Raw genomic sequence first — 24859 nt, forward strand, 5'->3', positions numbered from 1 at the left:
TATTTGGACCAAGCTGAAGGTGCGGAAGGTGGGCGAGATGAAGGGTCGGGTGCTGTCGGTCGCATCGGAATGTGTGCCGCTGGTGAAGACCGGCGGGCTGGCCGATGTGGTGGGCGCCCTGCCTGGTGCGCTGGCCGGGCAGGGCTGGCAGATGCGGGTGATGATCCCGGCCTATCCGGGCGTCGTGGCGCAGCTTGACGCACCGCGTGTGGTCTGGGAGGTGGCGGATCTGTTTGGTGGGCCGGGGCGGGTGCTGCTGGGCCAGTGTGGCGCGCTGGAGGTGATGGTGCTTGAGGCGCCGCATCTTTTTGCGCGCGGTGGCGGGCCGTATTCCGAGGGTGGGCGTGATTTTTCTGATAACGCCGAACGCTTTGCGGCGCTGAGCTGGGCTGCGGCGCAGATCGCGCAGGCAGGCGATGCCGAGGGCTGGCGCGCCCAGGTGCTGCACGCCCATGACTGGCAGGCGGGGCTGGCACCCGCCTATCTGCGCTATGCCGGGGCGGCGGTGAAAACCGTCATGACGGTGCATAACATTGCCTTTCAGGGTCACGTCGTCGCCGACCGGCTGGCCGCGCTGCGGCTGCCCTTGTCGGAGTTTCATCCGGGCGGGTTTGAATACTGGGGCAATGTCTCGACGCTGAAAGCCGGTCTGATGACCGCCGATGCGATCACCACCGTCAGCCCGCGCTATGCCGAGGAGCTGATGCGGCCAGAGTTCGGGCTGGGCCTTGAAGGTGTGATCGCGGCGCGGGCGGGGGTGTTGCACGGCATCCTGAACGGGATCGACGCCGAGGTCTGGAGCCCGGAAACGGACCCGGAAATAACCCCCTATTCGGGCCGAAGCCTGAAGGGCAAAGCCGACAACCGCAGGGCGCTGCTGGAAGAATTCGGTTTGGCCGAAGCGCCGGGGCCGCTGGTCATTCTGGTCAGCCGCCTGACGCATCAAAAGGGGATAGATCTGATCGCACCCGCGATCGAGCCCTTGCTGGAGGCGGGCGGGGGGCTGTGCGTTCTGGGTTCGGGCGATACCTGGGCCGAGGCGGCAATGCTGGGGCTTGCGGCGCGGTATCGGGGCCGGGTGGGGGTGCGCATTGGCTATGATGAGGCGCTGAGCCACCGGATGTTTGCGGGGGGCGATGCGGTGCTGGTGCCCTCGCGGTTCGAGCCGTGCGGGCTGACGCAGCTTTACGGGCTGCGCTATGGCACGCTGCCCGTCGTGGCGGCGACCGGGGGGCTGGCCGATACGGTGATCGGCGCCACGCCCGCCACATTGGCTGCCGCGGCTGCGACAGGGGTGGTGTTCCACCCTGTCGATGCGCTGGGGCTGCGGCAGGCGTTGCGGCGGCTGGGCCAACTCTACGCCGACGGGAAGGGCTGGGCTGCGATGCAGCGGCGCGCAATGAAGGCCGATCTGGGCTGGCAGGCCTCGGCCGCGCGCTATGCCGCGGTTTACGAAAGCCTGTGCGATTGAGTGGCGCGGTGCATATCCGCCCCGGCTGTGCTGCGGCGCTGGGGGCCACGGTCAGCGCCGAGGGCGTGAATTTCGCGCTGTTTTCGGCCCATGCGACGCGGGTCGAACTGTGTCTGTTTTCGCCCAACGGCCAGACCGAACAGGCCCGGCTGACGCTGCCCGAGGCCGAGGGTGGGATATGGTCGGGCTTTGTGCCGGGGCTGAAGCCGGGCGCGGTTTATGGCTACCGCGTGCATGGGCCCTATGAGCCGGAGGCCGGGCACCGCTTTAACCCCAACAAGTTACTGATCGACCCCTATGCGCGCCAGGTGGTGGGGCCGCTGGTCTGGGATGATGCGCTGATGGGGCACGAGGTGGGCCACCCGCGGGGCGATCTGTCGTTTGATACCCGCGACAGCGCGCCGTTTGTGCCCAAAGCGGTGGTGTGCGCGGCGCTGCCGCCCGCGGCGCCGGGGCCACGCCGGCCCTGGGACGAAACAGTGATCTACGAGGCGCATGTCAAGGGCATGACGGCGCGGCATCCGGCGGTGCCACGGGGGCTGCGCGGCACCTATCAGGGGCTGGCGTCGCAGCCGGTGATCGACCATCTTGTGCGGCTGGGCATCACCGCGATCGAGTTGCTGCCCGTCCATGCCTTTCTGGACGACCGCTTTCTGGTTGCCCAGGGCTTGCGCAACTACTGGGGCTATCAGCCCATCGGCTTTTTCGCGCCCGAGCCGCGCTATGGCCTGAGCGCCCCGATCCTTGAAATTCGCCAGATGGTCGAGCGGTTTCATGCAGCCGGGATCGAGGTGATCCTTGACGTGGTGTTCAACCACAGCGGCGAAAGCGACGAGACGGGGCCGACGCTGGCCTTTCGCGGCATCGACAACAGCAGCTACTATCGACTGACCGAGGACGGGAGGCATTATATCAATGACACCGGCACCGGCAACACGCTGAACCTGTCGCATCCGATGATGCTTCGGCTGGCGATGGACAGCCTGCGCTACTGGGTCGAGCAGATCGGCATCGACGGATTTCGTTTTGATCTGGCGGCGACGCTGGCACGCGGCAAGCGGGGCGGTTTCAGCCCCCGCGCGGCCTTTCTGTCGACGCTGCGTCAGGATCCGGTTCTGGCCCGCGTCAAGCTGATTGCCGAACCCTGGGATGTGGGGCCGGGCGGCTACCGGCTGGGCGAGTTTCCGCCGCCCTTCGCCGAATGGAACGACCGCTATCGCGACGGCGTGCGCCGGTTCTGGCGTGGCGATGGCAGCCGGGCGGAACTGGCCCGCCGGATCGTGGGCTCGGCCGAGATTTTCGATGTTTCGGGCCGTTTAGCAACGACTTCAGTGAATTTCCTCAGTGCGCATGACGGATTCACGCTGCAAGATGTTGTATCATTTGTAAAAAAGCACAATCTGCCGAATGGAGAGGGCAACCGCGACGGGCACAGCGAAAATCTGTCGGACAATTTCGGCATCGAGGGGCCAAGCGACGATCCGGCCATTACCGCGGCCCGTGCGGCACGCAAACGGGCTATGCTGGCCACGCTGTTGCTGTCGCAGGGCACGCCGATGCTGTTGGCAGGCGACGAGATCGGCCATAGCCAGCGCGGCAACAACAATGCCTATGCGCAGGACAATGACACGACCTGGCTTGACTGGGCGGCGGCGGACCCGGACCTGGTGGCTTTCGTGGCGCGGCTGACCGCGCTACGCCGCGCCCATCCGGTGCTGCGCCAGCGCCGGTTCCTGCATTCTGGCCTGCGCGCCGAGGATGGTCTGCGTGATCTGGTCTGGCGGCTGCCGTCGGGCGAGGAACCCAAGGGCCCCGATTGGCACGCCCCCGGCATCTGCTGTCTTGGCGCCGAATTGCGTGTAGCGGCCGCGGCGCCGTGCTGGGGGGCTGCGGCTGCCTTTCTTGTTCTGAACCCCGGCGGGCCGACGATCATGCGCCTGCCCGAAGGCCGCTGGCGCATGATGCTGGACAGCGCCGACCCTTTGGCGCCCGAGGCCGAGTTTGCCGCGGCCGAAACCCCTGTTGCAGCGCAATCAGTCCAGCTATTCATTGCCGCAGCGCCCGAACCTGTGCAGGAGAGACCATGACCCGCCACACGACCACGCCCTTTGCGGGGCAAAAGCCCGGCACCTCGGGGTTGCGCAAGAAAACAGCGGTCTTCATGCAGCCGAACTATCTGGAAAACTTTGTCCAGGCGACGTTCGATGCGATCGGCGGGGTTGCGGACAAGGTTCTGGTCCTGGGCGGCGATGGTCGCTATTTCGGCGCACAAGCCGCCGGAATCATTCTGAAAATGGCAGCCGCCAATGGCGCCGCGCGGGTCATCGTGGGGCAGGGGGCGTGGCTGTCTACGCCGGCGGCCTCGCATCTGATCCGCATCCGTGGCGCCGCGGGTGGGATTATCCTGTCGGCGAGCCACAATCCCGGCGGCCCCGATGAGGATTTCGGGGTCAAATACAACATCGGCAATGGCGGCCCGGCGCCTGAAACGGTGACCGAGGCGATATTTGCCGCGACGCAGACGATCACCGAATATCGCAAGCTGGACGTGCCCGACCCTGACCTGACTGTTCTGGGCGAGACGGTTCTGGGGGCGATGGTCGTCGAGGTGGTGGACCCGGTGGCGGCCTACGCCGACCTGATGGAAACCCTGTTTGACTTCAAGGCGCTGCGCGGCCTTTTTCACGAGGGGTTCCGGGTCCGCATCGACAGCATGAACGCGATCACCGGCCCCTATGCGACCGAGATTTTCGAGCGCCGTCTGGGGGCTGCGCCTGGCAGCGTGGTTCATGCCACGCCGTTGCCGGATTTCGGCGGGATGCACCCCGACCCGAACCCGACCTGGGCGCATGAGCTGATGGCCGAGATGATGGGCCCCGACGCGCCCGATTTTGGCGCTGCCTCTGATGGCGATGGCGACCGCAACATGGTGCTGGGGCGGGGCGTTTATGTCAGCCCGTCGGACAGTCTGGCGGTGCTGGCGGCCAATGCCCACCTGTGCCCCGGCTATGCAGCAGGGCTGAAGGGGGTGGCGCGGTCGATGCCCACCTCGATGGCGGTGGACCGGGTCGCGGCCGATCTGGGGATCGACTGCTACGAGACGCCCACGGGCTGGAAATTCTTTGGCAATCTGCTGGATGCCGGCCGCGTCAGCCTGTGCGGCGAGGAAAGCTTTGGCACCGGCTCGGACCATGTGCGCGAGAAGGACGGGCTTTGGGCGGTGCTGATGTGGCTGAACATCATCGCGGTGCGCGGGCAAGGCGTGGCCGAGATCATGGCCGATCACTGGGAACGCTTTGGCCGCACCTACTATTCGCGCCACGATTACGAAGCGCTGCCGGTAGATATTGCCGAACTGATGCTGAACCAGTTCCGCGCCGCGATGCCAACAATGCCGGGTCAGGTGGTCGAGGGGCTGACGGTCGCTGCCGTTGATGAATTCGCCTATGCCGACCCGGTCGATGGTTCGGCGTCGTCAGGGCAGGGTCTGCGCGTGCTGTTCGAAGATGGCGCGCGCGTGGTGCTGCGGCTGTCGGGCACCGGCACCGAAGGCGCCACCTTGCGCGTCTATCTGGAACGCTATGAACCGGGCCCCGACGGGCTGACGCTGGACCCGCAGGCTGCGCTTGCGCCGGTGATCCGCGCAACCGAGGTGCTGGTCGGCATCGAAGGCTATACCGGACGCGAAGAACCCGATGTGATCACCTGACATCGCGGAGCGCCACGCCCCGGTCAGAAGGGGCGTGGCCAACCGCCGGGTGTGGCCGATGGAAAAAGAACCGCGGTCGGACTGTCAATAATCCGATAATCAGTATTATGTAACCGAAGGATGCTTCCGATTACGGGATCAGCACTGTGGAACCGGTGGTTCGGCGCCCCTCCAGCGCCAGATGCGCCGCGGCCACATCCTCCAGCGCAAAGCTTTGTGCGATCTCTACCTTGATCCGGCCCGATGAAATAAGGCTGAACAGATCGCCCGCCGCCTGCTGCAACCATTCCGGGTTTCGCGTGTGATGAAACAGCGTCGGCCGCGTCAGCCGCAATGAGCCGCGCGCCAGATCGCCGATGCGGAACGTGTCCGGCGCGCCCGAGGATTGGCCAAAGCACACCAGCGTACCAAAGGTGCGAAGACAATCGAGCGATTGCATCACCGTATCGGCACCAACCGAGTCATAGACCGCAGCCACACCGGCGCCGTTGGTGATCCGCATCACCTCGGCTTGAAAATCCTGCGCGCGATAGTCGATCACATGCGCAAAGCCGTGGGCCGCAGCCAGCGCGCATTTCTCCGGCCCGCCCGCGGTGCCGATCGCGTGAACGCCGCGCGCGGCCAGCCATTGCCCGGCCAGCAGCCCGACACCGCCCGCTGCGGCATGAAACAGCACGGTTTCGCCGGGGCTTGCAGCGTAAGAGTGATGGATAAGATATTGCGCCGTCAACCCTTTCAGCATCACCGCCGCCGCCACCTTGTCGGGGATCGCATCGGGCAGCGGCACGGCCTGCGCCGCCGGAATCAGGCGGTGGCTGGCATAGGCACCATTCGGCATCGTGTAGGCCACGCGCTGCCCCACGGCCAGATCGACCCCCTCGCCCACGGCCTCGACCACGCCGGCGCCTTCGGAACCGGTGATCAGGTTCTGCGAAACCGGCCATGGATAGGTGCCAGAACGAAAATAAATATCTATGAAATTCAAGCCTATAGCGGTTTGTCTTAAGGCGATTTCCCCGGCTCCTGGCTGCGGCGGGGCAATTTCGACCCGGTGAAACTGATCCACGCCACCGGGGGTGCGCACAGCGATTGCATAGGGCATGGTCACTCCTTCACAAAGGCTTTTGAGGTTCTGTCCGAGGCGTCACTGGCCAAGAAGACAAGCCGAGGAAACCACTAATAGCCGCGCTTCGCAATGCGCGCAGAACTCTTAGAACAGCGTGAACACCCGTGAGGGCCCGCCCGTGCCGCCCTTGAACTTTGGCGCGCCGACAATCAGCGTCGCGCCCGCATGGGGCACTTGATCCAGATTGGCGATGCATTCAAGCCCCCAGCGCCCCGTCGGCAGCCAGGCGCAATGGGTGGGGAAATCGGGCGACGGGCCAATATCGAGCGACAGCGTATCCACCGCGATCCCCGCGATATCGTCGCCCTCCTCCAGCAGCATCTGCACGGCTTCAACATGAAAGCCCGGAAAATGCAGGGTGCCGCCCCAGTCGGCATTGCGGAAGCGGGGCGTGTTGACATGCGCGGCCCAGCCGGAATTCATCGCCACACAGCAGCCTTTGGGAAACGGTCCGTGGGTGTCGGTCCAGCATTTCAGATCATCGGGGGTCAGTTGCGAATCGGCGTTTTCGGCAGCCTTGGCGCGAATGTCGATCACCGCCAGAGGCACGATCAGCCGCTCTACCGGAATTTCATCGACCGAGGCGCCATCGGCCGAGAAATGCAGCGGCGCATCAATATGCGTGCCGCTATGTTCATTGACCACAATCTCCTTCGTGTTGAATCCGACCTTTTCAAACCGCGACCTCTGTTTGAGGTGAAACGTGCTTTTATTTGAAAATGTGGGAAAATTTTCATCCAGAACATGGGTCATATCGGCCATCTGGCCGCTGCTTGCACCCAAGGCGACCGCAGGCGCCGCGCTCGCCCCCAACAAGGCCCCTGCCCCCGCCGCCGAGGCCGAACGAAACAGATCGCGTCTGCTCAGCAGGCGATCCTTGACGGCATTCATCACGCAAAGATCGCACATCTCAAACCTGCAAAGCGCTTGAACAGACCCGTCGGCGGAAACCTCCGCGACCTTGTCCACCTAACGGTTCAATTGTAACGCGACCATGTCAACCGGCGGGATGTCCCGGCAGGTAACTCGCCCTCAGATCGAGGATTGCTTGCCACAACCGCAGCGCTGAGGGGCGCGGCGCCTCCAGGTCGGGGCGAACCAGAAACCAGCTGCGCACCACCGGCAGTCCCGGCGCAGGCAGCAGAACCAGCCGCCGGGCGGTCAGTTCTTCCATCACCGTATGCAGGCTGACAAAGGCAACACCCAACCCGGCCATCACCGCCTGTTTGATGGTTTCGTTGCTGTCCATCTCCATCGTCTTGAATGTGCGGCCCTCGGCGATCCGGTCCAGCCAGCGCGTCATCAGGATGCGTGTGCCCGAGCCTTCTTCGCGGGCCAAAAAGGTTTCGGCCTGCAAATCCGCAGCCGATGGGGCCGCCTTGCCCGCCAAGGGATGATCGGGAGCGGCAATCAGGCCGTGCGGATGCGGCCCCAGAAGATCGGCCACCACCGCCGGGCGCCGCGGCGGACGGCCCATGATCGCCAGATCAAAGGCGCCGCGTTCCAGCCCGGTGATGATCGCTTCGCGGTTGCCGATCCGCAGCATGACATCCAGTTGCGGGCAACAGGCCTGCACCTGTTTCATCAGGCGCGGCGCATAATATTGTGCGGTAGACACCACGCCCAGCACCACGCGCCCCGCCTGCCCCTGTTCCAGCGCGGTGACATCAATGATCGCCTGCGACAAAGCGTCTTCGATCCGCATGGCGGCACTGCGCACCACCTGCCCGGCCTCGGTCAGATCCGATCCGGAGCTTTCTGCGGCGCGGCGCAACAAGCGGGTGCCGAAGGCTTCTTCCAATCCCTTGATTTGGGCATGAATCGCAGGGGTCGTCAGCCCCAATGCCGCGCCTGCAGCGGTCAGCGATCCGCCCCGCGCTACGGCGAGCAGCGCGCGCAACTGTTTCAGAGTAACGGCATCAATCCGCATGTTTCAAACTTTTTGAATTCGACTTAACAATAATTGAATTTCCCTGAGGGGGCAATATCGTAATGGTGCGCCTCATTCGCCGGAGACGGTGAACGACAAGGAGGAGGTCTCATGTCTTTGGATCTACAGGGCTTGGCCCTGCCCCAACCGCTTGGCGATGCGATGACGCGTCTGGCTCAGGTCGGGGTAACGCTGGCGCGCATCATCGCCCGCAACGGCATCGACACGAACCTAGCCGAGGCTCGCGGCGTCAACATCGGCGGCGACGGGCAAAAGGCGCTGGACGTGATCGCCGACGAGGCGTTCATGGATGCGCTGATGGGCTCGGCGGTGCGTTACTACGCCTCCGAAGAACAGGATGACGTGGTCGAGTTGCAGCCCGAGGGTAGCCTTGCGCTCGCCATCGACCCGCTGGACGGCTCGTCCAACATCGATGTGAACGTGTCGATCGGCACGATCTTCTCGATCTTCCCGGTCGCCGAAGGCCCGAACGAAAGCTTCCTTCGCAAAGGCAGCGAACAGCTTGCCGGCGGCTATATCATCTTTGGCCCGCAGTGCTGCATCGTCGCCACCTTTGGCGATGGCGTGATCCAGTGGGTGCTTGATCCCGACACCGGCGTTTTCGAGCGTGTGCCCAGCCCGCGGTCGCTGCCCGAGGACACCACCGAATACGCCATCAACGCCTCGAACTACCGGCATTGGCCGCACCCGATCCGCGCCTTTATCGACGATTGCGTGGCCGGTGCCGAAGGCCCGCGCGGCAAGAACTTCAACATGCGCTGGGTGGCCTCTCTGGTGGCTGAAACGCACCGCATCCTGACCCGCGGCGGCATCTTCCTGTATCCGGGCGACCAGCGCAAAGGCTATGAACGTGGTCGGCTGCGCCACGTCTACGAATGCGCGCCCATTGCCTTCCTGATCACTCAGGCGGGGGGCGCGGCGACCGACGGGGCCGAACCGATCCTTGAGGCGCTGCCCGAAAAACTGCACGCCCGCACACCTTTCGTGTTCGGCTCGCCCGCCAAGGTGGCGCGAGTTGCTGCCTATCACGACCTGCCCGAGGAAGAAACCTCGGCGCTGTTCAACACCCGCGGCCTGTTCCGGAGCTGAGACCTATGAGCAAGAAACATCCGATCATCTCTGTCACCGGCTCCTCGGGCGCCGGCACCTCCACGGTCAAGCACACCTTCGACCAGATTTTCCGCCGCGAGGGCGTTAAGGCCGTGTCCATCGAGGGCGATGCCTTCCACCGCTACAACCGCGCCGACATGAAGGCCGAACTTGACAAGCGTTACGCTGCGGGCGATCCGACGTTTTCGCATTTCTCCTATGAAGCCAATGAGTTGGGCGAGCTGGAGCGGGTATTCCGCGAATATGGCGAGACCGGCAAGGGGCGCACCCGACACTATGTCCACGACGCCGCCGAGGCCGAAAAATACGGCGTGGCGCCAGGGCATTTCACCGATTGGGCGCCGTTTGATAACGGGTCGGACGTGCTGTTCTACGAAGGTCTGCACGGCTCGGTCGTGAACGACGAGGTGAACCTTGCCGCGCTGGCCGATCTGAAGATCGGGGTGGTGCCCGTCGTGAACCTCGAATGGATCCAGAAAATCCACCGGGACCGGGCACAGCGCGGCTATACCACCGAGGCCGTGACTGATGTGATCCTGCGCCGGATGCATGCCTATGTGCATTGCATCGTGCCGCAATTCACTGAAACCGACATCAACTTCCAGCGTGTGCCGGTCGTCGATACCTCGAACCCGTTCGTGGCGCGCTGGATCCCTACCCCGGATGAGAGCCTCGTGGTGATCCGTTTCAAAAACCCGCGCGGGATTGACTTCCCCTATCTGACCAACATGATCTCCGGATCCTGGATGAGCCGCGCCAACTCCATCGTGATCCCCGGCGGCAAGCTGGATATCGCGATGCAACTGATCCTCACCCCGCTGATCGAGCGGCTGGTGCGCGATTCCAAGCGGGCCTGAGGAACGACATGAAAGACCTTGATATGACGCAAGAAAAGCATATGGCCAACGCAATCCGCGCGCTTGCGATGGATGCGGTTCAAAAAGCCAATTCGGGCCATCCTGGGATGCCGATGGGCATGGCCGATGTGGCGACCGTCCTGTTCAACCGCTTCATGAAGATCGACCCCAAGGCGCCGAAATGGGCCGACCGCGACCGCTTTGTGCTGTCGGCCGGTCATGGGTCGATGCTGATCTATGCGTTGAACCATCTGATTGGCTATGCCGACATGGACATGGACCAGTTGCGCGCCTTCCGCCAGCTTGGCTCGCGCACCGCCGGCCACCCGGAATATGGCCATGCCGACGGGATCGAGGTCACCACCGGCCCGCTGGGCCAGGGCATTGCGACCGCGGTGGGCATGGCGCTGGCAGAACGCCTGAAAAACGCCCGCTACGGCAATGATCTGGTGGACCATTTCACCTATGTCATCGCCGGTGACGGCTGCCTGATGGAGGGTATCAGCCACGAGGCGATCGACCTTGCGGGCCATCTGGGTCTGGGCCGTCTGATCGTGATGTGGGACGACAACAAGATCACCATCGACGGCGACACTGAACTGGCCACCTCGACCGACCAGAAGGCACGCTTTGCGGCCTCTGGCTGGCATGTGGCCGAGGTCGATGGCCACGACATGGAGGCGGTCGCCGCCGCGATCGAGGCTGCACGCAAGGATGCGCGCCCCTCGCTGATCGCCTGCCGCACCATCATCGGCTTTGGCGCGCCCAACAAGCAGGGCAGCCATGACGTTCACGGCGCCCCACTGGGTGACGCCGAAATTGCCGCGGCCCGCGAATTCCTGGGTTGGACCCACGGGCCTTTCGAAATCCCCGCCGAAATCTACGCTGCCTGGGGCCGGGTGGCATCGCGCGGGGCTACGGCGCGGGCTGAATGGGAGGCACGTCTGCAAGCGTCGCCCGCCCGCGCCGACTTTATTTCCGCCGAAGCGGGTGACGTTTCGGCGCTCGCCCCGGCGATTGCGGCCTACAAGGCGAAACTTTCGGCCGACAAGCCGAAGGTCGCCACCCGCAAGGCCAGCGAAATGGCGCTGGAGGTGGTGAACGGCACCCTGCCCTTCACCATCGGCGGCTCGGCCGACCTGACCGGGTCGAACCTGACCCGCTCGAAGGGAATGAAATCAGTGGTTCCGGGTGATTTCTCGGGCAATTACATGCACTACGGCATCCGCGAATTCGGCATGTCAGCCGCGATGAACGGGATCGCGCTGCACGGCGGCTTCAAGCCCTACGGCGGCACCTTCTTTGTATTCTCCGACTATTGCCGCCCGGCGATCCGGCTGTCGGCCCTGATGGGCGTGCCCGTGACCTACGTCATGACGCATGACTCGATCGGCCTTGGCGAAGACGGCCCGACCCACCAGCCGGTGGAACATCTGGCCGCCAACCGTGCCATTCCGAACCTGCTTGTGATCCGCCCCTGCGACGCGGTGGAAACCGCCGAAGCCTGGGAAATGGCGATTCAATCGACCGCAACGCCGGTCATGCTGGTGCTGTCGCGCCAGAATCTGCCGCTTGTGCGGGTCGATCACACCGCCGAAAACCTGACCGCGAAAGGCGCCTATCTGCTGCGTGATCCGGGCACCCGCGATGTGACGCTGATCGCCACCGGCTCCGAGGTGGAACTGGCGCTGGCTGCGGCCGATCAACTGGCTTCCGAAGGGATCAAGGCAGCCGTCGTTTCGGCCCCCTGCTTTGAAGCCTTTGCGGCGCAATCCGACGCCTACCGCGCAACGGTGCTGGGCACCGCGCCGCGCGTAGGCTGCGAGGCGGCGCTGCGGATGGGCTGGGATCTGTTCCTCGGGCCGCAAGACGGCTTTGTGGGCATGTCCGGTTTTGGCGCCTCAGCCCCTGCCCCGGCACTGTACAAACACTTCAATATCACCGCCGAGGCCATTGTCGCCAAAGCGAAAAACCTGATCTGAGACGAGGGGAATACCATGACTGTCAAAGTTGCCATCAACGGCTTCGGCCGCATCGGCCGCAACGTGCTGCGCGCGATCATCGAATCCGGCCGCACCGATATTGAAGTTGTTGCGATCAACGATCTGGGTCCGGTTGAAACCAACGCCCACCTGCTGCGTTTCGACAGTGTTCACGGCCGCTTCCCCGGCACCGTGACCACCACCGCCGACACGATCGACGCTGGCCGCGGCCCGATCCGGGTGACCGCGATCCGCGACCCGAAAGAGCTGCCCTGGGGCGACGTCGATGTGGCGATGGAATGCACCGGCATCTTTACCGCCCGCGACAAGGCCGCCTATCACCTTGAAAACGGCTCGAAACGGGTTCTGGTTTCGGCGCCCGCCGACAATGCCGACAAGACCATCGTCTTCGGTGTGAACCACAACACGCTGACCTCCGCCGATCTGGTCGTGTCGAACGCGTCCTGCACCACCAACTGCCTGTCGCCGGTGGCCAAGGCCCTTAACGATGCGATTGGCATGACCAAGGGCTTCATGACCACGATCCACTCCTACACCGGCGACCAGCCGACGCTGGACACGATGCACAAGGATCTGTATCGCGCCCGCGCTGCGGCGCTGTCGATGATCCCGACCTCGACCGGGGCCGCCAAGGCCGTGGGTCTGGTGCTGCCGGAACTGAAGGGCAAACTGGATGGCGTGGCGATCCGGGTTCCGACCCCGAACGTCTCGGTGGTGGACCTCGTGTTCGAAGCCAGCCGCGACACCACCGTGGCCGAGGTGAACGCCGCGATCCGCGCCGCCGCTGATGGCCCGATGAAGGGCATTCTGGGCTACACCGACCAGCCGAATGTCTCCAGCGACTTCAACCACGACAGCCATTCCTCGGTCTTCCACATGGACCAGACCAAGGTGCTGGACGGCCGCATGGTCCGCATCCTGTCGTGGTATGACAACGAATGGGGCTTCTCGAACCGCATGGCCGATACCGCCGTGGCAATGGGCAAACTGATCTGAACGTCGGATCAAGCTGAGGAACAACAGACATGGCACTGATTACGCTTCGTCAACTGCTCGACCACGCCGCCGAATATGGCTATGGCGTGCCGGCGTTCAACATCAACAACATGGAACAGGGTCTGGCGATCATGGAGGCCGCCAAGGCCTGTGACGCCCCGGTCATCATCCAGGCGTCGCGCGGCGCCCGCAACTACGCCAACGACATCATGCTGGCCAAGATGATCGAGGCTTTGGCCGCGATTTATCCCGACATTCCGCTCTGCATGCATCAGGACCACGGCAACAACGAGGCCACCTGCATGTCGGCGATCCGTCACGGCTTCACTTCGGTGATGATGGACGGCTCGCTGATGGGCGATGCCAAGACCCCGGCCAGTTATGAATACAACGTCGACATCACCCAGCGCGTCAGCCAGATGGCGCATTGGGTCGGCGCCTCGGTCGAGGGCGAGCTGGGCGTTCTGGGCAGCCTTGAAACCGGCGAATCCGAGGCCGAGGATGGCCACGGCGCCGAAGGCAAGCTGGACCATTCCCAACTGCTGACCGATCCCGATCAGGCGGTGGACTTTGTGAAAAAGACCAAGGTCGATGCCCTGGCCATCGCCTGCGGCACCAGCCACGGCGCCTACAAATTCTCGCGCAAGCCCGATGGCGAGATCCTGGCCATGAGCGTGATCGAGGCGATCCACAAGAAACTGCCCGACACCCACCTGGTGATGCACGGCTCGTCGAGCGTGCCGCAGGAATTGCAGGACATCATCAACGCTTATGGTGGGGCGATGCCGCAGACCTTTGGCGTGCCGGTCGAAGAGATCGTGCGCGGCATCAAGATGGGTGTGCGCAAGGTCAATATCGACACCGACTGCCGGATGGCGATGACCGGCCAGTTCCGCAAGATCGCGACTGAAAACCCCAAGGAATTCGATCCGCGCAAATTCCTGAAACCGGCCATGGATGCGATGCGCGACCTGTGCAAGCTGCGCCTGGAAGCTTTTGGCACCGCCGGGAATGCCAGCAAGATCAAGGTCATCGCGCAAGACGATATGGCCAAACGCTATGCCAGCGGGTCGCTTGATCCGAAAACCGCCTGATCGAACAGGGAGAGAGGGATAATGGACCAGTCAGCTCGCTACGCGCGGCTCGATTTGAACGAGGCCGACCTGATGGCCGGCGGCAACCACGTTCTGGTTGCCTACATTATGAAACCGAAAGCCGGCTACGGCTTTCTGGAAACGGCTGCGCATTTCGCCGCCGAAAGCTCGACCGGCACCAACGTCGAAGTCTCGACGACCGACGATTTCACCCGCGGTGTCGATGCGCTGGTCTATGAGATCGACGAAGCCGCCGGCCTGATGAAGATCGCCTATCCGGTTGCGCTGTTTGATCGCAACATGATCGACGGGCGGGCGATGCTGTGCTCGTTCCTGACGCTGACGATCGGCAACAACCAGGGCATGGGCGACGTCGAATACGCCAAGATGCACGACTTCTGGCTGCCGCCCAGCTACCTGAGCGCGTTTGACGGCCCCACCACCACGATCAAGGATCTGTGGCGCGTGCTGGGTCGCCCCACGGTCGATGGCGGCTTCATCGTCGGCACGATCATCAAGCCGAAGCTGGGCCTGCGCCCGAAACCGTTTGCCGATGCCTGCTATGATTTCTGGCTGGGTGGGGATTTCATCAAGAATGATGAACCGCAGGGCAACCAGATCTTTGCGCCGATGAAGGAAACGGTGCGGCTTGTGGCTGATGCGATGAAGCGCGCACAGGACAAGACCGGGATGGCCAAGCTGTTCTCGTTCAACATTACCGCCGATGACCACTATGAAATGCTCGCCCGCGGCGAGTTCATTCTGGAAACCTTTGGCGAGAACGCGACCCATGTGGCCTTCCTCGTCGATGGCTATGTGACCGGCCCGGCCGCGATCACCACCGCGCGCCGCGCCTTCCCGCGCCAGTATCTGCACTATCACCGTGCGGGCCACGGCGCCGTCACCTCGCCGCAGTCGATGCGTGGCTATACTGCCTTCGTTCTGTCGAAAATGGCGCGTCTGCAAGGTGCCTCGGGTATCCACACCGGGACCATGGGCTTTGGCAAGATGGAAGGCGAAGCGGCCGACAAGCTGATGGCCTACATGATCACCGACGATGTCGCCGAAGGCCCCTACTTCAAGCAGGACTGGGCGGGCATGAACCCGACCACGCCGATCATTTCGGGTGGCATGAACGCGCTGCGGATGCCGGGCTTCTTCAAGAACCTGGGCCATTCGAACCTTATCATGACTGCGGGCGGCGGCGCCTTTGGCCATATCGACGGCGCCATTGCGGGGGCGACCTCGCTGCGTCAGGCTGAAATGTGCTGGCGTGAAGGCGCCGATCCGGTGCAATTTGCGAAAACCCACCGCGAATTCGCCCGCGCCTTCGAAAGCTTCCCGGCCGATGCCGACAAGATCTATCCGGGCTGGCGCGCAGCGCTCGGCGTGTGACACCATCGCGCCGCCGGTTCGCCGGCGGCGCCCCCTTCCCATCGGAGAGCCCCCATGTTCGACCGCCGTATCAAGATCGCCCCGTCGATCCTGTCTGCCGATTTCGCCAATTTCGGCGCCGAATGCCGCGCCATCGAGGCTGAGGGCTGCGATTGGGTCCATGTCGATGTGATGGATGGCCATTTCGTGCCCAACATCACCTTTGGCCCGGCCACCTGCGCCGCGATCCGCCCGCATATCAAGGGCGTGATGGACGTTCACCTGATGATCGCCCCGGTCGATGCCTATATCGAGGCCTTTGCCAACGCGGGCGCCGACATCATCTCGTTCCACCCCGAGGCGGGCGCGCACAGCCACCGCACCTTGCAGGCGATCCGCGCCACCGGCGCCAAGGCCGGTCTGGCGATCAACCCCGGCACCGGGCTGGATGCGATCGAGCATATGCTCGACCTGTGCGATCTGGTCTGCGTGATGACCGTAAACCCCGGTTTTGGCGGGCAGAAATTCATCCACAGCCAAGTCGAAAAGGTGCGCCGCCTGCGCGCCATGATCGGCGACCGTCCGATTCACATCGAGATCGACGGCGGTGTGACCCCCGAAACCGCACCTCTGGTGGCGGCGGCCGGGGCTGACGTTCTGGTGGCAGGCTCGGCCGTGTTCAAGGGCGGGTCGGTCAGCAATACCGCGCCTTATGGCGAAAATATCCGGGCGATCCGCGCCGCCGCCGAGGCGGCCCGGAGCTGAAGTCGGGGAGACGCAGGGCAAGTTTTGGGAGGAGCTTGCCCTGCGACATTTTGGCGGTCATATTCGCCAGAATGAATGCCTGATCGGGGAGGACGGGACATGCAATTCACGCGCCGTGTGATTCTGCGCAGCGCCGCCGCAGCACTGGCCGCAGCGGGGCTTCCGCACCGGCTTTGGGCGGCCAACACCCTGACCATGGGGGGCGTCACCCTCGACACCCTGTCCGACGGTCATCTGGTTCTGCCGCGAGATTTCATTCTGGGCGGCCTGCCCGAGGCAGAGCTTGCCCCCATTCTTGATCGTTACGGCATAACCGGCGATGCGCTGATGCCGCCCTGCAATGTGACCCTGCTGCGCGACGGCACCAACACGGTGCTGTTCGATGTCGGCTCCGGCCCCGATTTCCAGCCTACCGCCGGCAAACTGGGGGACGCACTGGCGGCGCTGGGGCTGACCCCCGAAGATGTCACACATGTCGTTTTTACCCATGCCCATCCCGATCACCTCTGGGGTCTGCTGGACGAGTTTGACGAGCCGGTCTTTGCCAATGCCACCCATATGATCGGCAAGGCCGAATGGGACTATTGGATGGACCCGGCCACGGTGGACTCGATCGGCACCTCGCGCACGGCCTTTGCCGTTGGCGCCAGGCGGCGGCTGGAGGCGATGCAAGATCGTATCGCAACCTTTGGCGATGGCGAGGAAATCCTGCCTGGCATCGCATCGCGCCTCAGCCCCGGCCACACACCGGGCCATATGGCGTTTGAACTGCGCAGCGGATCAGAGTCGGTGATGGTTGTCGGCGATGCGATCGGCAACCACCATGTCGGCTTTGAACGCCCGCTGTGGAAGTCAGGCTCAGATCAAGACCCCGACATGGCCGCGCCGACCCGCGCCGCTCTTCTGGATCAGATCGCGACAGGCCAGATGCGGCTGATCGGCTTTCACCTGCCCGAAGGCGGCCTCGGCCGGGCCGAGAAGACTGCCGACGGCTACCGCTTCGTACCCGAGGTGTAGCATGAAATACATTATGTTTTTCGTTGCCTTGCTGGCTGTTCCCGCGTTCGCCTCCGAAGATATCCCGGATCAGTATCCGCAATCGGTGCTGTATGAAAAGCCAGTCGAGGTGATCCCGGGCGTGTTCACTGCAATCGGCGCGACCGCCCCCCCGACCTACGAAAACTCGGGCCATAACAACAACCTGTCCTTCATCGTGACGGGCGACGGGGTGATCGTGATCAATGCAGGCGCGGCCGCCAGCCTGGCGCGGGCCCTGCATGACGAGATCAAGGCTGTCACCGATCAGCCCGTGAAACTGGTTATCAATGAAAACGGCCAGGGCCACGCGATGCTGGGCAACAACTACTGGATCGACCAGGGTGTGCCTGTTCTGGCACATGTCGATGCGGCCGCCGAATTCGATCATTCCTTGCCGCAAGCCTTTGATGCAATGAAGGTTTACAACCGCGACAAGGCTGAGGGCACGGTGCCCATGGGCCCTACCGAAACCTTCACCGACCGGCGTGACATCACCATGGGGGAGTTCCGGATCGAGGTGCTACACCTTGGCCCCGCCCATTCGCCCGGCGACACCCAGGTCTGGTTGCCCGATCAGGGTCTGATGATCGCGGGCGACATTGCCTTTCAGGAACGGATGCCCCCGATCTTTGCCGAGACCTGCACCTCCTGCTGGATCGAAACATGGGAGACGAAGCTGGAGCCGATGGCACCGACCTATGTGATTCCGGGTCATGGCCACCCGACCAATCTTGCGCAGGTGCGCCGCTATACTCGCGACTACCTCGCCTATCTTCGCAGCAAAATCGCGGAGCACATTGAAAACGGAGGGGATCTTGCCGGCGCCTATTACGTTGACCAAAGCCCCTATGCGCATCTGGACACGTTCGAGGAACTGGCCACGAAGAATGCCGGCGTGGTCTTTGCGGAAATGGAGTTTGAATAATGGCCGTCTCGCCGCCTGTCTGTGATTTCGGTTGGCCTGCGCCGGGCTTTGATCTGCCCGGCACCGACGGGCAGCGCTGGCGCCTTGATCAGATTTCCGGGCCAAAGGGCACGTTGGTGATGTTCATCTGCAACCACTGCCCCTATGTGCAATCAATCCTTGACCGCATCCTGCGCGATGCCTCGGCCTTGCAGGCCGAAGGCATCGGCGTTGTGGCGATCTCGGCCAATGACGCCGCCGACTACCCCGAAGACAGCTTTGACAACATGGCGAAACTGGCGCGCGAACGGGCCTTCCCTTTCCCCTACCTCTACGATGAAAGTCAATCTGTTGCAAAGGCTTATGGGGCGGTCTGCACCCCCGATTTCTTTGGCTTTGACGCCGGTGGTGGCTTGCAATATCGTGGCCGGCTGGATGCCTCGGCCAAGCAGGCAGGTGCGCCCGACGCCCGGCGTGAGCTATATGAAGCGATGATGCAAGTCGCCCGCACCGGCAAGGGGCCGGAGCACCAGATCCCCTCGATGGGATGTTCGATCAAATGGAAGGATGCCTGATGAGCCGTGTGCCCGTCATTTTCGACCTCGACGGCACGCTGATTGACAGCGCGCCCGACATTCACGCGGCCTCGAACGCGGTTCTGTCCGAGGCGGGGCTGCACCCGCTGACGCTGCCACAGGTGCGCAGCTTTGTCGGCAAGGGGGTGCCGCATCTGGTCGAATGTCTGCTGCGCGCCTCGGGCGAAGACCCCAATGGCCCACGCAATTCCGAAATTTATGACGCTTTTATAGCACGCTACGAAGATGCTGTCACCCTGACCGTGACCTATCCGAATGTCCGCGAAACGCTCGACCGGCTGGCTGCCCTTGGCCATCCGCTGGCGATCTGCACCAACAAGCCGCTGGCGCCGACGCGGGCGGTTCTGGCGCATCTGGGCCTGCTGCCGCTGTTTCAGGTGGTGCTGGGCGGCGACAGCCTGCCGGTGCGCAAGCCTGACCCGGCGCCGCTGTTCAGGGTGCTGGCCGATCTGGGCGCCCCCCGCGCCGTCTATGTCGGCGACAGCGAGGTTGACGCCGCCACCGCGCAGGCCGCCGCCATGCCCTTTGCGCTGTTCACCGAAGGCTATCGCAAAACCCCGGTCGAGGCGCTGCCGCATGACGTGGCCTTTTCCGATTTCACCGATCTTCCCGCCATTGTGGAGCGTCTTGCATGACCCTTGCTGCGCTTATCTTTGACGTTGACGGAACGCTGGCTGAAACCGAAGAGGCGCACAGGCAGGCGTTCAACGAAACCTTCGCCGCCCATGGCCTTGGCTGGCATTGGAGCCAGGCCGATTACCGCATTCTGCTGCGCACCACCGGCGGCAAGGAACGGATGGCTGCGCATCAGGCGACCTTGGCCGCGCCGGTTTTGCGCAGCGAACAGATTGCAGCACTTCATATCGAAAAAACAGCGCGTTACGCGGACATCCTCGCGCGGGGCGGGTTGCACTTGCGGCGTGGTGTGGCCGATCTGATCACGCGGGCGCGCGCTGCGGGGCTAAAGCTTGCGGTTGCCACCACCACCAACCTGCCCAATGTCGCCGCCCTGACCCGCGCCTGCTGGGGCGCCGAACCTGAGGCGGTGTTTGACGTGATCGCCGCAGGCGATGAGGTCAAGGCCAAGAAGCCCGCCCCCGATGTGTTCCTTCTGGCGCTTGAGCGTCTGGGCCTGCCCGCGTCTGCGGCGGTCGCCTTTGAAGACAGCCGCGCAGGGCTTGCCTCGGCGCAGGCAGCGGGGCTGCGGGTTCTGATCACACCCAGTGTTTACACGGTGGGCGAGGATTTTTCGGCGGCCGATTGGCGCCTGCCCGACCTTTCTGCGCCGCTGCCCGATCCTCTGGCCGGTTTTCTTGCGGCGCAACCCTCTGCCGGTGCTTGAATATCCCTGCGGCGCAGGCGACACTGGACCGGGTCATCTTGCCAGATGGCCCACGGCGCCGGTGGGAGAACCGCGCCCGACAGGGAGAACGGAATGGACCTTCGGCAGATCACGCCGGGTTTTGCGGTGTCGCCGCAACTCGCACCTGAAGATTTCGTCGCCGCCGCCGCGGCCGGTTTTCGCACCATCATCAACAACCGCCCCGATGATGAGATCGAACCCGATCTATGGGCGGATGAAATGGCGCGCATGGCTGCGGCCGCTGGGCTGGCTTACCGCTATATTCCCTATTATTCCGGCAACTTGACGCCCGATCTTGTGACGCGTTTCGAGGCTGCTTTGCGTGACTGCGAAGGCCCGGTTCTGGCCTATTGCCGCTCGGGCACGCGGTCGTGCTACCTCTGGGCGATGGCCATGGCGGGTCATCTGCCGACCGCTGAAATATTGGCTACCACACGCCGCGCGGGCTATGACGCCACGGGCCTTGCGCCCGCCATCGAAGATCGGCCCCGTCTGCGGGGGTGAGGCGGGTCAGACAATGGCGCGTTCGGCAAAGGGGCGGCGGGCCAGAATCCGCTCTACCCCCAGCGGCGACAGGTCCAGTGTCTGCCACGCGCCCGACAGGATCAGTTCGGCAATCCCGCGGCCTACGGCCGGTGCCTGTTGCAGGCCATGGCCGGAAAAGCCGTTTGCCAGATACAGGTTCTGAAAGGCTGGGTGGCGCCCCAGAATCGCGTTCTGATCCAATGTGTTATAGGCGTAATGTCCGACCCAGAACCGCAGCACCTTGACCGCGTCGAACCCCGGCGCTCGGGCAAACAGTCGTGGCCAGATGATATCGTCGAACTGGGCGTGATCTGGGTCGAAATCATCGGCGGCGCAGGGGCCGTCTTCGGCGGGGACCGTTGCGGTGATCCACTGATCATGGCTAGGGCGCAGATAAAACCCCGCAGGGTCGATCAGCAGCGGCGCGTCGGGGTGCCGGGCATTTGGGGCGTCGATCACAAAAACCGTTCGTTTGCGCGGCTCTACCGGCAAATCCTCGCCCAACCAGCGCAGCACTTCAGCGGCCCGCGTTCCGGCGGCGTTGACAAAGGCCGCGGCCTCTACCCGGCCTGCCTGCTGCAACTGCGCCGCCACCACCCGGTCGCCATCGCGCTCCAGCCCGACGACGGTATCGGTGGTGAATATGGCACCCTGAGCGCGTGCGGCGGTGCGCAGGCCGGTCAGCAGGCCCATGTTGTCGAACCACCCCTCGCCGGTCGGCCCGAACGATCCGGCCATGATCCCCTCAAGGTTCATCCAGGGAAAGCGGTGGGCAAGATCGGCGGCGTCCAGCACCTGGGTCGAGGCGCCAAGGCTGCGCTGCATCGCGGCCAGTTCCTCCAGCGTAGCGGCGCCCTCGGCAGTGCCGGTCAGGAACAGATAGCCGTTTTCCTTGAGGCCCAGATCGCCAACCCCGGCGTTTGGCACCATGCGGGCAAAATCCCGCACGAATTCATAACCAAAGCGGCTGATCTCCACGTTGACCGGGTTTGAAAAATGCGACCGGATCGAGGCCACAGACAGCGCGGTGGAGGCGCGCGCAAAAGTCGGATCGCGCTCCACCACCAGAACCGCTGCTCCGGGGCAGGTACGGGTGATCCAGTAGGCGATCGAGGCCCCCATTACCGCGCCGCCCACGATCACGATGTCATAGCCACCTTGCCGCATCCCTGCCTCCGTGGCCGCATCGGCAAGTTTCTACCTGTCTTGGCGGAAAGTTCAACATTCCGCGATCCTTCTCTCGACAGGCTGGGGGCTGTGGCACTAACCTTTAGGTACATTTCGGGTCACTTTGGGCAGATCCCGCTATTCGTGGATCTCTTTATGATTTCAGTTTTGATGCACGCGGAGGAGGCGCTGAGTGCTCGATCATTTAGAACGACTTTTTAGGGAGCGCTGTATTGATGCGATCTGGTCGCTGCACGTCAGCCAGATGGCTCGTTACGGGTTTGACCGGCTGATCTATGGCTGCACGCGCTTTCGCAGGCCTGAAGGATTCGGGAATCTTGACGATACGCTGTTTCTGTCGAACCACGCCCCCGCCTTTACCGAGGCTTATGTGCATGATGGCCTGTTTCGCCACTCTCCGATGGTGAAATGGGCGGCCGATCATGAGGGCGACTGTTCGTGGAACGGGATTGCGGCCACATGTGACCCGGACACCCTGACGGAAGAAGAGCGCCGGGTGTATGAGTTGAACCGCGCCCATCGTGTCACCGCGGGTTACACCGTCAGCTTCCCGTCAGAGAACCTCCGCAACAAGGCCGCGATCGGGCTGTGCGCCGCGCCCGGTATCAGCCAGGCGCAGGTTGACGCGATCTGGTCAGAACACCGCCGCGATCTGATGGTGGCCAATCTGGCGTTTCATCTCCGGGTGTCCTCGCTGCCCTTCATCGGCACCAGACGAGGCCTGACCCCGCGCCAGCGCGAGGTGTTGGAATGGGTGGGTGATGGCAAGACCACCGCCGATATCGCAACGATTCTGGGGCTGACCCCGGCCACCGTGGAAAAGCACCTGCGCCTTGCGCGCGAGGTGCTGGATGTCGAGACGACAGCGCAGGCGGTGCTGAAAGCCTCGATGCAGGGGCAGATATTCCTGAATGTCGCTGACGATCAGCCACCCCTAGCCGCGGCGCCTCCCAAGGCCTACAAATAAAAACCGCCGCCCCTTGCGGGACGGCGGCCTTTGATCTGTTGACTTGGCCTCAGGCGCCTTGCAGCGTCTTGGCGACTTCGGCGGCGAAGTCTTCTTCTTTTTTCTCGATGCCCTCGCCCACGGCGACGCGGGCAAAGCCCGTGATCTCGACCCCGGCTTCTTTGGCAGCTTGCGCCACGGTCAGATCAGGGTTGATCACGAAAGCCTGACCCAAAAGCGTATTTTCCGACAGGAACCGCTTCATCCGGCCAGGGATGATGTTGTTGTGAATCACCGCATCGGGTTTGGGCTTGTCGGCGGTCGCGTTTTCTTCCAGCGCCTTGGCGGTCTGCACTTGCAGCTCGCGCTCAACCAGCGCCGGGTCCAGCGTGGCCTCCGACAGCGACAGCGGCGCGGTGGCGGCGATGTGCATGGCGAATTGCTTGCCGATTTCCAGCGCCTTGTCGGCCGGCCCCGTCAGCGCAACCAGAACGCCGATCTTGCCCATGCCTTCGGCGGCGGCGTTGTGCACATACGACACGACGGTATCACCTTGCAGCAGATGCATCCGGCGCAGGGTCATGTTTTCGCCGATCCGGGCGATGGCATCGGTCAGCGCCTGCTCGACCGGGGTGCCGTTCAGATGCGCCGCTTTCAGCACTTCGATCGATTCGCCGGTTTCCAGCGCGACCTTGGTGATTTCGCGCACCAACGACTGGAAGTCGGCGTTCTTGGCGACGAAGTCGGTTTCCGAGTTCAGCTCGACTGCGACGCCGCGACCATTGGTGACAGCCACGCCAACGAGACCTTCGGCGGCCACGCGGTCGGCTTTCTTGGCGGCTTTCGCCAGGCCCTTGGTGCGCAGCCAGTCGATCGCGGCTTCCATGTTGCCGTCGGTCTCGGTCAACGCTTTTTTCGCATCCATCATCCCTGCGCCGGTGGTCTCGCGCAGTTCCTTCACCATCTGGGCGGTGATTGCCATGTCTGGCTCTCCTGGGTTTGAGAATGGGTCAGGCGGGGAATATCCCCGCCCGATGACATTTCTGTTGCGGCAGGCTCAGGCCTCTTCGGCGAGCTCTTCCACCGGGGCGTCGGCCAGCGCGCCAAGGTCCACACCGGCGGCGCCCATCTGCGCGCTCATCCCGTCCAGCGCGGCGCGGCTGATCAGGTCGCAATACAGCGCGATCGCGCGGGCGGCGTCGTCGTTGCCGGGGATGATGTAATCCACGCCCTTGGGCGAGCAGTTGGTGTCAACCACGGCCACAACCGGGATGCCCAGCTTTTGCGCTTCGAGGATCGCCAGATCTTCCTTGTTCACGTCGATGATGAAGATCAGGTCCGGCAGGCCGCCCATTTCGCGGATGCCGCCAAGGCTGGCCTGAAGTTTGGCCTGCTCGCGTTCCATCCCGAGGCGTTCTTTCTTGGTCAGCCCTTCGGCGCCATGGGCCATGATCTCGTCGATCTGCTTCAAACGCGCGATCGACTGCGACACGGTTTTCCAGTTGGTCAGCGTGCCGCCCAGCCAGCGGTGGTTCATGTAGAACTGCGCGCAACGCTCGGCAGATTCGGCGATCGCCTTTTGCGCCTGACGCTTGGTGCCGACGAACAGAACGCGGCCGCCTTTGGCCACGGTGTCGCGCACAACCTGCAGCGCGGCGTCCAGCATCGGCACCGTCTGGGTCAGGTCAAGAATGTGGATACCGTTGCGGTCGCCATAGATGTATTCAGCCATGCGCGGGTTCCAGCGCTGGGTCTGGTGGCCGTAGTGAACGCCAGCTTCCAAGAGCTGACGCATGGAAAATTCGGGAAGCGCCATATCGTGTTCCTTTCCGGTTTCGCGCCT

23 protein-coding genes are annotated in these 24859 nt (G+C 63.6%); 17 read left to right on the plus strand and 6 right to left on the minus strand.

From position 1 onward, the window contains the following. Positions 1-37 precede the first annotated feature (37 nt). From glgA to C5F46_RS05985, 3 genes are read left to right on the plus strand one after another with little or no spacing between them, the layout of a single operon-like run. On the plus strand, positions 38-1471 hold the full coding sequence (gene glgA, locus C5F46_RS05975; RefSeq protein WP_107324449.1) for a glycogen synthase GlgA: 1434 nt from the start codon (positions 38-40) through the stop codon (positions 1469-1471). Further along, positions 1462-3558, plus strand: coding sequence for a glycogen debranching protein GlgX (glgX, locus tag C5F46_RS05980; RefSeq protein WP_235820098.1), 2097 nt, complete (start codon positions 1462-1464; stop codon positions 3556-3558). The genes glgA and glgX overlap by 10 nt, the downstream gene beginning before the upstream one ends. Further along, complete coding sequence (locus C5F46_RS05985; protein WP_107324451.1) at positions 3555-5180, plus strand: alpha-D-glucose phosphate-specific phosphoglucomutase; 1626 nt, start codon at positions 3555-3557, stop codon at positions 5178-5180. Before glgX ends, C5F46_RS05985 begins: the two co-directional genes overlap by 4 nt. A 130-nt stretch (positions 5181-5310) precedes the next feature. Here the strand turns inward: C5F46_RS05985 and C5F46_RS05990 are convergent, their stop codons facing one another. The 3 genes from C5F46_RS05990 to cbbR all read right to left on the minus strand — a co-directional run bounded on the left by C5F46_RS05990 (position 5311) and on the right by cbbR (position 8236). Next, positions 5311-6282 carry a quinone oxidoreductase family protein gene (locus C5F46_RS05990; RefSeq protein ID WP_107324452.1) on the minus strand — a complete coding sequence of 324 codons (972 nt, stop codon included), beginning with the start codon at positions 6280-6282 and terminating at the stop codon, positions 5311-5313. Between the two features lie 108 nt (positions 6283-6390). Next, on the minus strand, positions 6391-7215 hold the full coding sequence (locus C5F46_RS05995; protein ID WP_107324500.1) for a cyclase family protein: 825 nt from the start codon (positions 7213-7215) through the stop codon (positions 6391-6393). Positions 7216-7303: 88 nt separating this feature from the next. Further along, complete coding sequence (gene cbbR / locus C5F46_RS06000) at positions 7304-8236, minus strand: LysR family regulator CbbR (protein WP_107324453.1); 933 nt, start codon at positions 8234-8236, stop codon at positions 7304-7306. Positions 8237-8347: 111 nt separating this feature from the next. On the opposite strand from cbbR, the gene C5F46_RS06005 reads away from it, so the two are divergent. The 13 genes from C5F46_RS06005 (at position 8348) to C5F46_RS06065 (ending at position 20861) form a co-directional block, all read left to right on the plus strand. Continuing rightward, on the plus strand, positions 8348-9346 hold the full coding sequence (locus tag C5F46_RS06005) for a class 1 fructose-bisphosphatase (protein ID WP_107324454.1): 999 nt from the start codon (positions 8348-8350) through the stop codon (positions 9344-9346). 5 nt (positions 9347-9351) lie between these two features. Beyond that, positions 9352-10224 carry a phosphoribulokinase gene (locus C5F46_RS06010; protein WP_107324455.1) on the plus strand — a complete coding sequence of 291 codons (873 nt, stop codon included), beginning with the start codon at positions 9352-9354 and terminating at the stop codon, positions 10222-10224. An 8-nt stretch (positions 10225-10232) separates the two neighbouring features. Continuing rightward, positions 10233-12206: a transketolase gene (gene tkt / locus C5F46_RS06015; protein WP_107324456.1), complete on the plus strand. Its 1974-nt coding sequence runs from the start codon at positions 10233-10235 to the stop codon at positions 12204-12206. 15 nt (positions 12207-12221) lie between these two features. Then, complete coding sequence (gap, locus tag C5F46_RS06020; RefSeq protein ID WP_107324457.1) at positions 12222-13223, plus strand: type I glyceraldehyde-3-phosphate dehydrogenase; 1002 nt, start codon at positions 12222-12224, stop codon at positions 13221-13223. Positions 13224-13252: 29 nt separating this feature from the next. Further along, on the plus strand, positions 13253-14317 hold the full coding sequence (fba, locus tag C5F46_RS06025) for a class II fructose-bisphosphate aldolase (RefSeq protein WP_107324458.1): 1065 nt from the start codon (positions 13253-13255) through the stop codon (positions 14315-14317). 21 nt (positions 14318-14338) lie between these two features. Beyond that, entirely contained in the window at positions 14339-15712 is a 1374-nt protein-coding gene (locus tag C5F46_RS06030) for a ribulose-bisphosphate carboxylase (protein ID WP_107324459.1), read from the plus strand. Positions 15713-15766: 54 nt separating this feature from the next. Continuing rightward, entirely contained in the window at positions 15767-16456 is a 690-nt protein-coding gene (gene rpe / locus C5F46_RS06035) for a ribulose-phosphate 3-epimerase (RefSeq protein WP_107324460.1), read from the plus strand. A 99-nt stretch (positions 16457-16555) separates the two neighbouring features. Further along, entirely contained in the window at positions 16556-17473 is a 918-nt protein-coding gene (locus tag C5F46_RS06040) for an MBL fold metallo-hydrolase (RefSeq protein WP_107324461.1), read from the plus strand. A 1-nt stretch (position 17474) separates the two neighbouring features. Beyond that, on the plus strand, positions 17475-18419 hold the full coding sequence (locus C5F46_RS06045; RefSeq protein ID WP_107324462.1) for an MBL fold metallo-hydrolase: 945 nt from the start codon (positions 17475-17477) through the stop codon (positions 18417-18419). Then, the gene (locus C5F46_RS06050) at positions 18419-18973 is read left to right on the plus strand and encodes a thioredoxin family protein (protein WP_107324463.1); all 555 of its coding nucleotides are present in this window, start codon (positions 18419-18421) and stop codon (positions 18971-18973) included. Before C5F46_RS06045 ends, C5F46_RS06050 begins: the two co-directional genes overlap by 1 nt. Next, positions 18973-19629, plus strand: a complete 657-nt coding sequence (gene gph, locus C5F46_RS06055) for a phosphoglycolate phosphatase (RefSeq protein ID WP_107324464.1) — start codon at positions 18973-18975, stop codon at positions 19627-19629. The genes C5F46_RS06050 and gph overlap by 1 nt, the downstream gene beginning before the upstream one ends. Continuing rightward, positions 19626-20336, plus strand: a complete 711-nt coding sequence (locus tag C5F46_RS06060) for an HAD-IA family hydrolase (RefSeq protein WP_107324465.1) — start codon at positions 19626-19628, stop codon at positions 20334-20336. The genes gph and C5F46_RS06060 overlap by 4 nt, the downstream gene beginning before the upstream one ends. A gap of 93 nt (positions 20337-20429) precedes the next feature. Continuing rightward, entirely contained in the window at positions 20430-20861 is a 432-nt protein-coding gene (locus C5F46_RS06065) for a protein tyrosine phosphatase family protein (protein ID WP_107324466.1), read from the plus strand. Between the two features lie 6 nt (positions 20862-20867). Here the strand turns inward: C5F46_RS06065 and C5F46_RS06070 are convergent, their stop codons facing one another. Further along, the gene (locus tag C5F46_RS06070) at positions 20868-22049 is read right to left on the minus strand and encodes an NAD(P)/FAD-dependent oxidoreductase (protein WP_107324467.1); all 1182 of its coding nucleotides are present in this window, start codon (positions 22047-22049) and stop codon (positions 20868-20870) included. Between the two features lie 193 nt (positions 22050-22242). Here C5F46_RS06070 and C5F46_RS06075 point away from each other — a divergent pair, with 193 nt between their 5' ends. Beyond that, positions 22243-23037, plus strand: a complete 795-nt coding sequence (locus C5F46_RS06075) for a helix-turn-helix transcriptional regulator (RefSeq protein ID WP_107324468.1) — start codon at positions 22243-22245, stop codon at positions 23035-23037. A 49-nt stretch (positions 23038-23086) separates the two neighbouring features. On the opposite strand, the gene tsf is transcribed toward C5F46_RS06075, so the two are convergent. Next, on the minus strand, positions 23087-23998 hold the full coding sequence (gene tsf, locus C5F46_RS06080; RefSeq protein WP_107324469.1) for a translation elongation factor Ts: 912 nt from the start codon (positions 23996-23998) through the stop codon (positions 23087-23089). A gap of 75 nt (positions 23999-24073) precedes the next feature. Further along, positions 24074-24832: a 30S ribosomal protein S2 gene (rpsB, locus tag C5F46_RS06085; protein WP_107324501.1), complete on the minus strand. Its 759-nt coding sequence runs from the start codon at positions 24830-24832 to the stop codon at positions 24074-24076. Between the last annotated feature and the right edge of the window lie 27 nt (positions 24833-24859).

This window comes from Phaeovulum veldkampii DSM 11550 (assembly GCF_003034995.1).
In the GTDB taxonomy this organism is placed as follows: domain Bacteria; phylum Pseudomonadota; class Alphaproteobacteria; order Rhodobacterales; family Rhodobacteraceae; genus Phaeovulum; species Phaeovulum veldkampii.

What these genes read in the sequence shown, in the direction of transcription:
- rpsB (WP_107324501.1), bottom strand. Translation starts at nt 24,832, where the DNA reads ATGGCGCTTCCCGAATTTTCCATGCGTCAGCTCTTGGAAGCTGGCGTT.
- C5F46_RS06060 (WP_107324465.1), top strand. Translation starts at nt 19,626, where the DNA reads ATGACCCTTGCTGCGCTTATCTTTGACGTTGACGGAACGCTGGCTGAA.
- C5F46_RS05990 (WP_107324452.1), bottom strand. Translation starts at nt 6,282, where the DNA reads ATGCCCTATGCAATCGCTGTGCGCACCCCCGGTGGCGTGGATCAGTTT.
- gap (WP_107324457.1), top strand. Translation starts at nt 12,222, where the DNA reads ATGACTGTCAAAGTTGCCATCAACGGCTTCGGCCGCATCGGCCGCAAC.
- C5F46_RS06065 (WP_107324466.1), top strand. Translation starts at nt 20,430, where the DNA reads ATGGACCTTCGGCAGATCACGCCGGGTTTTGCGGTGTCGCCGCAACTC.
- gph (WP_107324464.1), top strand. Translation starts at nt 18,973, where the DNA reads ATGAGCCGTGTGCCCGTCATTTTCGACCTCGACGGCACGCTGATTGAC.
- C5F46_RS06005 (WP_107324454.1), top strand. Translation starts at nt 8,348, where the DNA reads ATGTCTTTGGATCTACAGGGCTTGGCCCTGCCCCAACCGCTTGGCGAT.
- C5F46_RS06040 (WP_107324461.1), top strand. Translation starts at nt 16,556, where the DNA reads ATGCAATTCACGCGCCGTGTGATTCTGCGCAGCGCCGCCGCAGCACTG.
- C5F46_RS06045 (WP_107324462.1), top strand. Translation starts at nt 17,475, where the DNA reads ATGAAATACATTATGTTTTTCGTTGCCTTGCTGGCTGTTCCCGCGTTC.
- fba (WP_107324458.1), top strand. Translation starts at nt 13,253, where the DNA reads ATGGCACTGATTACGCTTCGTCAACTGCTCGACCACGCCGCCGAATAT.
- cbbR (WP_107324453.1), bottom strand. Translation starts at nt 8,236, where the DNA reads ATGCGGATTGATGCCGTTACTCTGAAACAGTTGCGCGCGCTGCTCGCC.
- C5F46_RS05985 (WP_107324451.1), top strand. Translation starts at nt 3,555, where the DNA reads ATGACCCGCCACACGACCACGCCCTTTGCGGGGCAAAAGCCCGGCACC.
- C5F46_RS06030 (WP_107324459.1), top strand. Translation starts at nt 14,339, where the DNA reads ATGGACCAGTCAGCTCGCTACGCGCGGCTCGATTTGAACGAGGCCGAC.
- glgA (WP_107324449.1), top strand. Translation starts at nt 38, where the DNA reads ATGAAGGGTCGGGTGCTGTCGGTCGCATCGGAATGTGTGCCGCTGGTG.
- C5F46_RS06010 (WP_107324455.1), top strand. Translation starts at nt 9,352, where the DNA reads ATGAGCAAGAAACATCCGATCATCTCTGTCACCGGCTCCTCGGGCGCC.
- tkt (WP_107324456.1), top strand. Translation starts at nt 10,233, where the DNA reads ATGAAAGACCTTGATATGACGCAAGAAAAGCATATGGCCAACGCAATC.
- rpe (WP_107324460.1), top strand. Translation starts at nt 15,767, where the DNA reads ATGTTCGACCGCCGTATCAAGATCGCCCCGTCGATCCTGTCTGCCGAT.
- C5F46_RS06050 (WP_107324463.1), top strand. Translation starts at nt 18,419, where the DNA reads ATGGCCGTCTCGCCGCCTGTCTGTGATTTCGGTTGGCCTGCGCCGGGC.
- C5F46_RS05995 (WP_107324500.1), bottom strand. Translation starts at nt 7,215, where the DNA reads ATGTGCGATCTTTGCGTGATGAATGCCGTCAAGGATCGCCTGCTGAGC.
- tsf (WP_107324469.1), bottom strand. Translation starts at nt 23,998, where the DNA reads ATGGCAATCACCGCCCAGATGGTGAAGGAACTGCGCGAGACCACCGGC.
- C5F46_RS06070 (WP_107324467.1), bottom strand. Translation starts at nt 22,049, where the DNA reads ATGCGGCAAGGTGGCTATGACATCGTGATCGTGGGCGGCGCGGTAATG.